This is a genomic window from Pseudarthrobacter sp. WHRI 8279 (assembly GCF_040224115.2).
In the GTDB taxonomy this organism is placed as follows: domain Bacteria; phylum Actinomycetota; class Actinomycetes; order Actinomycetales; family Micrococcaceae; genus Arthrobacter.
In genome coordinates this window covers 197,876-210,650 of sequence record NZ_CP168162.1, presented here as the reverse complement: position 1 = coordinate 210,650, position 12,775 = coordinate 197,876, and the positions used below count along the sequence as shown (strand labels likewise).

Below are 12,775 nucleotides of genomic sequence, written 5' to 3'. Positions count from 1 at the left end.
ACGCATATGTCATTCCCAATCAACCATTTCGTATGGAACCCTATTCCATGGGGTATCGCGATCTTCTTGTTCCATTTAGCCGGGCGCTGCGGGTTAAGGGCGGACAATCTCATGGCGCTGGCAACGTGCGTATGTCACGTGTCAATCAGCGTTTAGGACGCTGGGGAAAGTCTTCTGAGCTCGACGAGTTGGCCGCCCTTAACTTACTGCTCCTTTTAATAAATTCCCGTACATGGGTGCATCGTCGCGTGGACGCCCTGCGGCTCGATTTGGAAGGAAGCACCCGGCGCTTCGTTTCCGTTGACATCACGATGCCGGAAGCGTACAAAATTGAGGCCGCTTCAGAAAACAGGATCGTCGTCCCGCTGGGGATGATGCGCAAGGGTGCCATACAGAGGTTAGATGCCAAGCAGGATTCCAAGGGGCTGGCAGTATTGGGAAGGCGCCAAAACTCCACCCTGGCCTTGAACATGCTTCGGACTGCGGTAAAGAGCCTCCCTCGAAAAGAATCGGCCAGTGCTGATGACGAGATTCGGGTACTTGAAAACATCGTGGAAACTGAACCGTCCGACGCCCACGCAGCCCATGCGGCTTACACAGCGTGGAAGTACGAGGCTCTTGATACCAAGAATTTTTCAGAACGTGACATACGTCGCCTTATCATCGTGGATGCCCTCGCAAGACGGCTCGTTCGCCACTACATATTTCTTGTCGAGATCGACAGCAACTTCGTCGGTACACGCACGACGTTGAAATACTCCTTGGACCAGGACATGCCTGAGATTGATACGAGGGAGAGAGAGACTCAAATCCGGTTCAATTACAAGCTCCCTGACTTTGGTTTTGCTGAAAGCCAACACATGGAACTTGAAGTCCCAAGCGGCCTCTGTATTGAGTCTTTTAGCTTCATGGCATTCGACACCAAGATGGTCCTGCAACAGGAAAAAAGCATAGACCTCCCGGCCGCCAGCCGAGTCGCCCATGCAGTACTAAACCCCAAGCGGTCAGACTATGACGGTGAGGTCTGGGCGTACACCGTCCCATCACGGGAAGGAATATACAGATTTGCGAAGTGGGCAGCCATCATCACAGCCAGCCTTGTCGTTGCCACTGTAGCTGCGCGTTGCTTCGACAAGCAGTTGCTCCGCCCGGAAGCGATCATTCCGTCTCCTGCGGCCTCTATCATCCTGATCGCCCCAGCTCTCCTTTTGTCTTGGATGAGCCGCAAACCCGAGCACACACTGGTCACGCGGCTACTGGCGCCGCTTCGCCGCATCGTGCTTTCCTGCGCCGGAATTCTAGTCACGATGGCGGTGCTTGCTGCCGTGCCTGTTGCACCCGTCGTTTGGAACATTGCGTGGAGTCTCGTCTACCTCGCCACGGCATGGATGGCTATATACTCCATCAAGATTTTCCGTGGCTACAGGAAAAGGTCAGGGGATACCATTACTGTGAACAAGACGGAAGGAGGATCTGAATGAGCATGACTCACAAACACTCAGGAACACGTTCTCATGGTCGAAGAGAGTTCGTTATTGGTGAGACCCGACGTGAAGACATCGCGTCGGCCTCGGACATCGAAATCCAGTCGGGTGCCGGATCCATATTGGACGACGATGTTCACCTGGAGTTCGAGGAAATTCGCAACAGTGTCATTGAGGACCTACGTCAAGACATCGAAGCTCTAAGGCGTAGTCACCATCACCGTAGATAGGTGACCCCTTCGAGCATCAAGCTCCGAGACCTTACAAGTAGAGCCCGCCACGTACCACGTGGCGGGCTCTACCCATTCATCGCAGGGTGGCCAATGATGGACTCCACAACAGCACGAGGCTACGGCTCAGCCCACCAACGCGAACGAGCCAAGTGGGGACCCAAGGTCAAAGCCGGGGGTATCAACTGTGCCAAGGTGTGGGGACCCCATAGGCCCGCCCACCACCAACACTCCACCGTAGGCTTTTGTAGGGCAAGAAAAATGATGTAGGCAACACCAGCCGTAAATCCGATGGCTTGCGTGGTGAATAGAACGGTGCCCCGTCTCACTGCCGGATGAACCCAATCCTTCATCGCATCCATCCTTGGACGCGCTGCAAGTTTTGTTTGCCGGCGGAGGCTGGGGATGAGCGCCCCGGTCTCCTAGAGGTCCTCGCCTCGCCGGCAGTACCAGTCAAGATCGCCGCGCACTGCCGCGCCCGAGTAGGCATTACCCGAATCGGAGGCATTAGTGGAAAGCAGACTACCTAGCTACGCAGATTCCTCATCAGCCACTTCGCCGGCTGCTATCCGTTCAGCAGTAACCCGATAGGCCTGGTCGATGTAGTCCTCAAGATCCTTGGCAGCTACACGCCACAGCCCCCGGCCACCGATCTGCAACCCCCGCAACTCCCCCGTCTTTAACAACTGGCGGACGGTCGGCGCACCAACGGCCAGCTCCTCAGCTACCTGCTCAATCGTTAAGAACCTCGGGCGCTTAGGCGCACGATCATCAACAGTCACCGCACCACCCTAACCGGACATCCAACGCGGGACGTTCAACTGATAAGAGGTGGCGCTCGAACGCGCCAAAGGTAAGTCGAGCAGGTCGAGCGCACATGACACAATAACGAAACGCCGCAGCCCTGTTGCCAGGGCAAAAGGGACTGTCCGATAAACGGTGTGTGGAGTCCGGCTGGTTTTCATTATTGAGTGGTTCTTTCGAACCGGCCAGCGAAGGTGATCGCGAACGCGTTCAGTGCAGGCTTCCACCTCATCACCCAGCGTGCCCGACCGCCGCCGGTGGGATCAAGAGATCTGGTGACGAGGTATAGGCATTTCAGGGCCGCGGTCTCGTTTGGAAAGTGCCCGCGGGCCCTTACTGCCCTTCGGTAGCGCGCGTTGATCGACTCGATCGCGTTCGTCGTGCAGATCACCCGGCGGATCTCCACGTCGTACTCCAGGAACGGCACGAACTCGGCCCAGGAGGATTCCCAAAGCCGCACGATGGCCGGATATCGCTGGCCCCATTCGGCCGTGAACTCGGCGAACCGGTCCTTCGCCGCATGCTCGGACGGGGCCGTGTAGACAGGCTTGAGCGCCTTGACGATGCCGTCGCGGTGCTGGCGTCCGGCGTAGCGGAAGCTGTTGCGAATCAGGTGCACGATGCACTGCTGCACGACTGTTCGCTCCCACGTGGTGGTGATTGCCTCGGGCAGGCCCTTGAGCCCGTCGCAGACGGCGATCAGCACATCCTCTACGCCCCGGTTCTTCAGCTCGGAGAATACTTGCAGCCAGAAACGTGCACCCTCGCCACCGTCGCCGACCCAGATGCCCAGAATCTCCCGCTCCCCGCTTGTGGTGACTCCCATGACGACGTAGAACGGGGTGTTGCGCACCTGCCCGTCACGGACCTTGACCACGACCGCGTCAACGAACAGCACCGGATAGACCGGATCCAAAGGACGGGCCGACCATTCGGCCAGTTCCCCGGTGACTTTCTCCGTGATGCGGCTGATGGTGTCTTTAGAGACCTTGGCCCCGTAGACCTCCTCGAAGTGCGCGGCGATTTCCCCGGTGGTCAGCCCCCGGGCAGACAGCGAGAGCACGATCTGATCGATCCCGTCCAGCCGCCGTTTCCGCTTGGGCACGATCACCGGCTCGAACGAGCCGTCCCGATCCCGGGGCACCTCAATTTCGACCGGACCGATCTCGGTCAGCACGGTTTTTGTCCTGGTGCCGTTGCGCATGTTGGCTGCGATCGGTGTCTGGCCATGCTCGTGGCCGAGGTGCTCGGTCAGCTCCGCTTCCAGCGCGGTCTCCAGCACATTCCTCGTGAGCTGGTTCAGCAGCCCACCGGGGCCTACCAAGCTCACGCCCTGTTCCTTTGCCTGCGCGAGCAACCGCTCCGCGAGCTCCTTCTGATCGATGATCTCTCCGGTCACAGGATCGATCATCACCCCTGTCATCTCGGTCGTGGGCTCTGACACGGCCGTCTCCTTTCGGATCAGGCCGGATCCCACACACCGTTATTCAGACAGTCCCGGGCAAAAGACGTGAATGAACATTAGTGGATGGACCGGTGGCGGCGTTACAAAGAGTGGTCGAACAGCCCCAACAGGAACTGGAGTCGAGCAGCAGTCCATTGGGCAGCAGTTAGCGTGCTGGTGGCCTTGCTCGGCATAGTAGTTGCGGTTGCCTTTACACAGTTGCCTTCTGGACGCCATGAAGCTGCGCCTGCGCCAAAGATAAGTACGACTAATTCGTTTGAAACTCCTGGTCAGACCCCGTCAGAGACAACCGGAAGCGCCGAACCAACCTCGTCGTACTCACCCAGCCCGATAACACCTACAGCGCCGATACAGCACGAGACTCAGCAGGGTCCTGCTGTTGCGCCACGCGTACCCGAAGTTAGGTCCGCGAGCACGCCGCTCGTTCTCGACTTGGACTTCGATGATGTGGGTCAAGTCGGCCCATCGATTTGGAAGCTCACTTGTTGCAAATTCGCCATCGGAACGCGACTTTCCGACAAATTCGGTGAGATCTCGGGCAGAAGCGACTGTTGGATCACCATTGGTTTGATCAAAAAAGGGGTCCTAGAACGGGAAGTGCAAGGCGTGTGCGGACCGGGTTGGGCCAGTATCTATGAGGGACTCTCCGAAGGCAACTACGTCCTTCGCTTTCACGCCGCAACCAGATGGGGGCAGGAGCTGGTCGTGGACAAGCCCGTAACCATTCTACCGAAGGCCTGACTGCCGCTGCCGTGGAGACAAAAGACAGGACGGAAGCCGCGGGTATGGCACGATCATAAAAATGAGCCAACCTCACCGCCATGCCCCCTACGCCGAATGGGTAGAGATGTACAGGCGAGGCATAACGTCTACCAAAATCGCTGAAGTGGTTCGCACACCCGTTACCACCATTCGCTACCACCTAAGGTTGGCCCGCGTGGCCGAACCGGGGCTGCTCGAAGAACACGAAGCGGCGCAAAAGCCCGCCCGAAGGGTTGGCCAAGCCGGACGGGCTAATCTCGCCGCTGTAGTCGCTCTTTACGAAGCAGAGCAGAGACTTCCTTCACGGAAATCAGCCGCTCCTACTGAGCGCGCACTCGCGGCATGGCTCCGACAGCGCCGACAGGACAACAACGCTGGCACCCTTGCCGCCGAGTATCGGGAAGGCTTGCAAGCGGTACCCGGATGGGAACGTACTCGCCAAACCAAGGACGAGGCGCGGTGGGAAGCTCGCATGCGTAGCCTCACAGAATACTGGGCCGCCGGAAACGACTGGCCCCGGCACAAATCCCCCGACACCGAAGAAGAACGACTCCTCGGCGTCTGGCTCCAATACCAACGGACCAAACTAGCTGCCAGCCAACTCGACTCTGACAAGGCAGAGCGACTTGATAAGGCTATGCCTGGCTGGCGCCAAGGACGCACTAAACGACGCAGGCAACGCGCCTCGCTGCCCTAAGGCCAGCGGCACCCCAGCGGTGTCGGTGACGGTCGAAAAGTGAGCCATTGTGACGGTTGAAAACTGAGCCACCCGTTCCAAACGATTGGGTGGGTGATCACAGTGGAGGATTGGGCGCTTATTCGGCGGTTGCATCTGGCCGAGGGTGAGTCGATGAGGTCGATAGCGGCGCGGTTGGGGATCTCCAGGAACACGGTTGCGAAGGCAGTCAGTGCTGACAGTCCGCCAACTTACGTCCGGTTGCCGCAGGTCTCCGGGATCAAGGCTGTGGAACCGGCAATTCGTGCGCTGCTGCTGGAGAACCCGCGGATGCCGGCGACGGTGTTGGCTGAACGGGTGGGCTGGTCGGGGTCCCCGGCCTGGTTCCGGGAGAACGTTGCCAGGATCCGGCCCGAGTATGCCCCGGCTGATCCTGCTGACCGGATCTCTTACGATCCCGGGGATCAGGCGCAGTGTGATCTGTGGTTCCCGGAGGTCCGGATACCTGTCGGTGCCGGCAAGGCCAGGGTGTTGCCGGTCCTGGTGATGGTGTCTTCGCATTCACGGTTCATCATGGCCAGGATGATCCCGTCCCGCATGACCGGGGACCTGCTGGCCGGAATGTGGGAGCTACTCGGGTCCCTGGGCGCGGTTCCGCGGCGGTTGATCTGGGACAACGAAACCGGCATCGGCCGGCGGAACAGCTACGCCGCCGGAGTCGCGGCATTCGCCGGGGTCTTGGCGACCAGGGTCGTGCAGGTCAAGCCCTACGATCCGGAGAGCAAGGGCGTGGTGGAGCGGGCCAACCAGTTCCTGGAAACGTCGTTCCTGCCGGGCCGGGTCTTCACCTCACCGGAGGACTTCAACACCCAGCTCAACCAGTGGCTGCCGAAGGCCAACGCCCGGTTCGTCAGGCGGACTGGCTCACGCCCGACGGACCTGCTCGCTGCGGACAAAGCGGCCATGCTGGCGCTGCCACCGGTTCCACCGGTTACCGGCTTCACCTCAAGGGTTCGGCTGCCGAGGGACTACTACGTCCGGATGGGATCTAACGACTACTCCGTCCACCCGCAGGCCATCGGCCGGTTCGTCGATGTCACCGCCGACCTCGAAACTGTCACGATCAGCCTGGACGGCAGACCGGTCGGGACCCACCCCCGGTCCTGGAGCACCGGCCTGACGATCACCGACCCGGACCACGTTGAGGCGGCACGGGCACTGCGGAAGGCCTTCCAAACCCCGCACCCGGTGGGCGAAACAACCGGGCTGAGGGACCTGGCGGACTACGACCGGGCGTTCGGTGTTGTCCTCGATGACGGGCAGGTCGCCTGATGCCGGCCGCTAAGGAAACCATCGGCCAGATCGAATACTACTCCCGGGCGATGAAAGCACCACGGATCCGTGAAGCAGCAACCCGGCTCGCGGACCAGGCCCGTGAAGGAGGCTGGACCCATGAGGAGTACCTCGCCGCTGTCCTGTCCCGGGAAGTCGCAGCCAGGGAAGCGTCCGGCGCCGAGATCAGGGCCCGGGCCGCAGGGTTCCCGGCCCGGAAATCACTTGAAGACTTCAACTTCGATCACCAGCCCGGCCTCAAACGCGACACCATCGCGCACCTGGCCACCGGGGCGTTCCTCACCGAAGCGTCCAACATCGTCCTGCTCGGGCCGCCCGGCACCGGCAAAACCCACCTCGCCACCGGGCTCGGCTTGCGGGCCACCCAGCTCGGTCACCGGGTCCTGTTCGCCACCGCCATCGACTGGGTCGCACGGCTCCAAGCAGCCCACCAGAACGGACGGCTGCCCCAGGAACTGGTCAAGCTGCGCCGCTACGGACTGATCATCGTGGACGAAGTCGGCTACATCCCTTTCGAACAAGACGCCGCGAACCTGTTCTTCCAACTGGTCTCATCACGCTACGAGCACGCCTCGCTGATCCTGACCTCGAACCTGCCCTTCGCCCGCTGGGGAGACGTCTTCGGCGATCAGGTCGTCGCCTCGGCCATGATCGACCGCATCGTCCACCACGCCGAAGTCATCACCCTCAAAGGCTCCAGCTACCGCCTCAAACACACCCAGGTCGATTCGCTGCCCTCGACAAGACCGGAAAATACGGCAGAATAACCAGCGTCAAAGTGGCTCACTTTTCAGCCCGCGAAATGGCTCACTTTTCGACCATCGCTGACAAGCGGAATCGAGATAGCCCCAAAGAAGCCCGCGTCATCATGATGATTAGCAGGACGACGCGGGATTCAGAAAAGCTCCTCAGAACTTGTATTCCCAGCAGCTGGTGGAAGACCCCGGAGCCTTCAGGACCAGAATACCGGTGGGTGCAGGGACATCCAGGACAACGTTCCCAGTTCGACAGCGTATGCTCGGAAGAACCTTAACTTCCCTGCCGACCCGCTACATGACACGCCATACTGCAGCCATACACCCTTTCACTCCTACCGTGGACTCCCGGAAGTTGAAAGAAACATTCCGGCGAGCAACTCCAGGAACTCGGCGTCGTCGACATGGAGCAGATTGATGCGCGGATCGGTGAAGATCCATCCATCACCCCAGTCGTAGTTACACACCTGATGCTGGTAGATGTCGTCACGCACGTTGGTGTACCGGGAGTTGGTACTTCGTACGCTAAGCATCGGATCTCACAAGTAACGCGTCGCTCGAGACGCCATTGGTTCGTCAACAGGTGCCAAACCCAGGTTCGTGAGCTGGCTGCTTAGCTGGCTCGGCCGAGCACTCGAATTGGGTTCTCAAGCATTTGTCCATCCACGTCGCGCTCATCAACCGTAGGACCGCTGCGATCCCATCCTGTGAACTTGATAATTTTCGTTCGTGATCCTTCGACTCGCGGCGCAAGCTTCCGCTCGAGCAGGCCGGAGAGCCGCCGCTCATGAGTAGACACAATAAGCTGTCGACGTACCCGAAGGTGCCTACACAAGTCAGCGAAACCGAGCACATTCACATCATCCATCGACTGAACCGGGTCATCAAGCATCAAGAATGGCAGTCCGGTGCCCTCCATCGACAGGCTCATCGCTATGAAGTAGGACAGGGCGACAATGTTGGCCTGCGAGGTAGAAAAGATCAGAAGCGGCTCTGCAGAAATGTTTTCCAGCTGGTCAATGACTAGGGGGCTGGTTGTCCCCCTCCGGTAGTACGTGTTCAGCTCAAATTCGACAGTTTTGAAGGCTGGATGCGGGTCGAGTCGGCGGAATATGTCCGCCACCAGCGGTTGAATGGACCGCAGGCGGTCCTCGGTTACTTCAACTCGGGCCTCAAGCGTCTTGTCGGATAGTTGCCTCAACTTTTGCGAGCGGGCAGCTTCCGAAGCGACTCGCTTAAGGACCGCGGAAAAAGCTGCATCCAAGCTGGAGCGCTCCGCAGCGGCGCGCTCTATCGCACTTTGGTCGCTTTGCCGGTCAAGAGTCTCTAAAAGGTCATGCAGGACCCGTCGGGACCCGCGAAAATACTCCACTGCTTCACCGGCGACCGAGCCAAAAAAGTCGGGGGTGTATTGATCAAATTTCACAACAGAAACTTCCGCGTTCAGAGCCTCGACGGCGGCGGCAGCTGCCCGGTCTGCAGCGCTTGACGAACGCCAGCGCTCCTCTTGCTGCTCGGCTGCAGCAAGAGCACCCGAAGCCTCGGAAACTACAGTCGAAGCCTGACTAAAGCCGTTCGCGCGCTCCACAAATTCATTTTCCAGTTCGAGGAGTATTCCAGTTGCCCCCGCCCGCTGGATCAACTCACGCTCCACGTGCTCTCGGTCGATGCGCTGACGACAGACTGGGCAGTTCTCCGACAGCATCGGAATAGCAAGCGCAGCTAACTTAGCTACATCGGCAGCCGTGAGACGCGCTGTGTTCAGCTGAGACTGCGCCGCGCTTCGTAACGCTTCGGCCGCATCTTTCGCTGCTTTGGCCCGCCCGACCTCTTCGCGGAGAGCATTAATCCTCCCAGCGTCTGGCGCCTCCTCCAAGCCTTCGCGCAATTGAAATGCATGGCCAACGCGCTCATGAGCGGCCTCTACTAAGTCGATAGCACGGCCGAACGCCGTCGCCGCGACACGAACATGTTCTGGCAATTCCAAGCTGAGGCTAGCGTCGCTGAAAACCATCCCAGGGGGCGTGGCTCGTAGCTTGTCAAGCACCTCATTGCGTACGGCTTCAATCTGGGGCCGGCTCGCCAACCGTGCTTGTGCTGATTCCAGGCGGTCCTGAGCTTGCTTCAATGCGACAGATAATTTTATCTGTTCGCTCCGAACCTGTCCCTCACGCTCTGACGCTTGCTTCGCGACAATTCTTGTGGCCTCTTCAAAATCCTCTAGCGCGCCGAGCCCGAGCACTGTGCTCAGCTGCCGATACCGCTCACTTGGTTTGGCTTCCAAAACGCTTCGGAGTACGTCTTGCTGCATCAGCCCAGAAGTCGTCAACGCCGATTTGAGGGACAATTCGCTGTTGGGCAAGAGAATGCGCCGGAGCTCTGCTTCTGCTTCCTCACCAAACAATGGCGGTTCACCCCATCGACTGAGCTCAAGAGTGCTTCCTCCTTGGTCGCCCGTTCGTCGCAGTCTCACCTGCCCTGCCGGTAAATTAAGATCCATCTCGACCGAGGCCTTGCGCCCTATTCGGTATTGATTCACCACATGTTCCACGTTGCGCCGAGAGCGCAAAGCTTCAAGCCGTTCGATTCTGCCGAGCAGTACCCACTGCAAGGCATCGAAGAAGCTTGTCTTTCCTGTGCCGTTCGGGCCAGTGACAATAACTGCTGACGCCGACAGATCGAATTCACGGGCATCGCGAAAACCGCGGAAGGCTTCAATGCGCACTCGATCGATGGTGGGCTTAAAGTACGTCATCTAGGGTTGCCCCCTGTTCGAAAGCAGTTACAGCTCGCTGCGCAAGCTCCTCGTCCACGCCATGTGAGATGAGCGTCTGCAAAAGCGATTTGAGCGCGTCGGTGTGCGCGGCGCTGGGCGCAAGGGTGAGTACCACCGATTTATGGTCAGCACTGACTTTTGTCCAGTCGAGTGCACACCAGCGGTTCAGGTTGCCCGTCGAAACCCACCTCACTCCTTCACAGCCTACCTGCTCCTGCACACCCTTGCACACCTGTTAATGCGGCGATTGGAGTTCCAGAGCGGGTACTCCGCGTCGTCCCTGTCCGAACGTATATACGCCTCGAACGACGGCCCTGACCCCCAAGGCGGTTTGTTGATCTACACCAGCAGCGGGGATGCCCAGGGCACACTCGGGGGTCTTGTCCGTCTGGGCGAGGCACGGTACTTCTCCCGGCTGCTCCTGGGAGCGGTCGAGGACGCAGACCGGTGCTCCAACAACCCGGTGTGCGCCGAGAGCCGGGGGCAAGGTATGAACAGCCTCAACCTGGCCGCCTGCCACGCATGCACCCTCATCTCCGAAACCTCCTGCGAGCGCAACAACATCTACTTGGATCGTAGGCTCCTTGTGGGCGATGAGTCCGTGCCAGGTTTCTTCCGCACAGTCCTGATGGATGCTCGGGCGAGCATCCAGGGGTGAACTGCGGAGGGAAAATTGGAGAGCGCTGGTGGTTCTACCCGCCTCGTCCCCTAAGGCTCCGGTAGGTGGGGGGTCTCGGGGACACTGGGGCCGCTCTTGATCAAGGGTGCGTGACCTTTTGCACAGCTGCCGGAGGGCTTACGTTTGGTTGCCCTCAAGCCAGTGGGAAGTTCACGTTGATGCCATATATTCCGGCCGCAGCACCCAAGATCGAATCAGAGCCAGTAGGACCAACTGACCATTCGTGCCGGATTGGCACCGCTGAGGGCTTCGTATTGGAGGCGAGTATATCCAAGGACGCTGATAAAGGGGTCCAGAAAGGGGCACCGCCATCGGTCCCCCGACCTCTGGAAGACATCTTTCCCGTTCGACAATGAGCATCTCCCTATCCATGTAAGGTGATGGACGATGACTGCTAACGTCTTTGATGACCCATTCGCTCTTTTCAACGACCCACAATGGGCTGCAGAAGAACAAGGGAGTGCGAAAGACATTGCTGGATTCCGGAGGGCACGCCGGGCTCGTCCCACTTCCCCGGCCCCGGACAAACGCCCCGAACCCGCGCTGAAGTCGCGTCCCCGCAGGACTACGGGTGTTCCGCCTACTCCAGCCCAGGACCCGGAAATCCACCTCATAAAGGGGTTGATTCAAGCAGCCGACCCAGAGGGGGCTCGGTGCGGGAGTGCCATCCGAAACGCTCTCGACCAGGCCTACGACGGTCGGCGGACGGGGCGCTGGGATTTGAGTCAGCTGACGAAAGCAGAATCAGCTCATATTGGACCACTCATCGAGGTTTGGCTCCAACGGGTACTCAATCTCGACGACGGCATCACTACTTCGCTCCAGGTCGCTGGGTCCGACGTCGCGTGTACATGGAGTGAGAGGCTCGACGGCTGGACACTCGAGCGCCCCGTTCCCGAACAACGTGAAGTGCCCTACTTGGTGATGTGGGCCAACGAGGAAACCTCACGGTTCAGCCTTGGGATCCTTCGCCCGGGCCCTGACTCGCGAGGAGTGGCATCGATGGACCGCGGACGCCCTCGTTTATCCCAGGTGGCGATCGACCAGATTCTGTGGGTCTTCGACGGTTGTGCTCTGCCGGCCAACGTACTCGTTAAACATCCCGAAACGGCCATGCTGGCCGTAAGTCAATCTTCGGGCCAGAAAGCCGTCAACATGTTGTTCCGTCATTTACAAGGCGAGCTTGTGCAACATTCCGCCGTGGAGACGGTTGCCCAGCAAATCGATTCCTCGAAGCGGGTGCGTGAGGCTCGGGAACAGCTGAGGAACGAGGGCATCGTCATTTTTGGGCACTATCATCCTCAGCCCGAAATTGCTGCCGCACTCAGCCTGCCGTCCCCGCGAGCGGGAACGTTCGTGAGTCACCGTTTAGCCCCTATGGAAGCCGGAGAACTCGGAACCGGCGTGGAAATCGACGGCGGCCGGTGGCGTCTTGCCGTCCCAGGCGATCCGGTAACCATGGCACCGGCGCTCCCTGTCCAAGGCAAAGAAAGAATATGACTCTGACAAGCTGAAGCAGCCACGGGCCCGGTGATTGGAAACCTCTTGTTGAGGGCGGTGTGAGCGGACTCAATTTCCGGTTCCTCGTAGACTTCGTAAGCTTTCCCGACTTCTGTATCGAGGCCGGGTCGTCCGGTCTATGGAATCGCCCTCAGTCGCGGAATGGGGCTGGACACAATGTGGAGGCGCGAATGCTTCGCCCCGCATGCAGGAGTTCCGCGATCGTGATCCGTTCGGACTCGGAGAGAAATCGGGCAGAAATCGCGGCTGGTCTTAGACGGGAGATGGGAG

At 59.5% G+C, this 12,775-nt stretch carries 10 protein-coding genes; 6 read left to right on the top strand and 4 right to left on the bottom strand.

All coding sequences use genetic code 11. The annotated features are described in order from the left end of the window. Positions 1-32: 32 nt before the first annotated feature. Entirely contained in the window at positions 33-1,481 is a 1,449-nt protein-coding gene (locus tag ABRP28_RS00985; RefSeq protein WP_350004360.1) for a hypothetical protein, read from the top strand. 763 nt (positions 1,482-2,244) lie between these two features. Here ABRP28_RS00985 and ABRP28_RS00980 read toward each other — a convergent pair. Together ABRP28_RS00980 and ABRP28_RS00975 are read right to left on the bottom strand one after the other, a co-directional pair. Further along, the gene (locus tag ABRP28_RS00980; protein WP_350004361.1) at positions 2,245-2,496 is read right to left on the bottom strand and encodes a helix-turn-helix domain-containing protein; all 252 of its coding nucleotides are present in this window, start codon (positions 2,494-2,496) and stop codon (positions 2,245-2,247) included. Positions 2,497-2,678: 182 nt separating this feature from the next. Continuing rightward, positions 2,679-3,929, bottom strand: coding sequence for an IS256 family transposase (locus ABRP28_RS00975; RefSeq protein WP_374152985.1), 1,251 nt, complete (start codon positions 3,927-3,929; stop codon positions 2,679-2,681). A gap of 856 nt (positions 3,930-4,785) precedes the next feature. Here ABRP28_RS00975 and ABRP28_RS00970 point away from each other — a divergent pair. The 3 genes from ABRP28_RS00970 (at position 4,786) to istB (ending at position 7,541) form a co-directional block, all read left to right on the top strand. Next, entirely contained in the window at positions 4,786-5,442 is a 657-nt protein-coding gene (locus tag ABRP28_RS00970; RefSeq protein WP_350006265.1) for a helicase associated domain-containing protein, read from the top strand. A 93-nt stretch (positions 5,443-5,535) separates the two neighbouring features. Continuing rightward, complete coding sequence (istA, locus tag ABRP28_RS00965) at positions 5,536-6,753, top strand: IS21 family transposase (RefSeq protein WP_374152905.1); 1,218 nt, start codon at positions 5,536-5,538, stop codon at positions 6,751-6,753. Beyond that, positions 6,753-7,541, top strand: coding sequence for an IS21-like element helper ATPase IstB (gene istB / locus ABRP28_RS00960; RefSeq protein ID WP_071416481.1), 789 nt, complete (start codon positions 6,753-6,755; stop codon positions 7,539-7,541). The genes istA and istB overlap by 1 nt, the downstream gene beginning before the upstream one ends. 323 nt (positions 7,542-7,864) lie before the next feature. Here istB and ABRP28_RS00955 read toward each other — a convergent pair whose 3' ends face one another. Then, on the bottom strand, positions 7,865-8,062 hold the full coding sequence (locus tag ABRP28_RS00955) for a hypothetical protein (RefSeq protein WP_350003818.1): 198 nt from the start codon (positions 8,060-8,062) through the stop codon (positions 7,865-7,867). An 80-nt stretch (positions 8,063-8,142) separates the two neighbouring features. Next, positions 8,143-10,284: an AAA family ATPase gene (locus tag ABRP28_RS00950; protein ID WP_374152904.1), complete on the bottom strand. Its 2,142-nt coding sequence runs from the start codon at positions 10,282-10,284 to the stop codon at positions 8,143-8,145. 142 nt (positions 10,285-10,426) lie between these two features. Between ABRP28_RS00950 and ABRP28_RS00945 the strand changes: the two genes are divergently transcribed. Both ABRP28_RS00945 and ABRP28_RS00940 read left to right on the top strand, forming a co-directional pair. Beyond that, positions 10,427-10,963, top strand: coding sequence for a DUF1998 domain-containing protein (locus ABRP28_RS00945; RefSeq protein ID WP_350003820.1), 537 nt, complete (start codon positions 10,427-10,429; stop codon positions 10,961-10,963). A 408-nt stretch (positions 10,964-11,371) separates the two neighbouring features. Then, positions 11,372-12,484, top strand: coding sequence for a NaeI family type II restriction endonuclease (locus ABRP28_RS00940; RefSeq protein ID WP_350003821.1), 1,113 nt, complete (start codon positions 11,372-11,374; stop codon positions 12,482-12,484). The last annotated feature ends 291 nt before the right edge of the window (positions 12,485-12,775 follow it).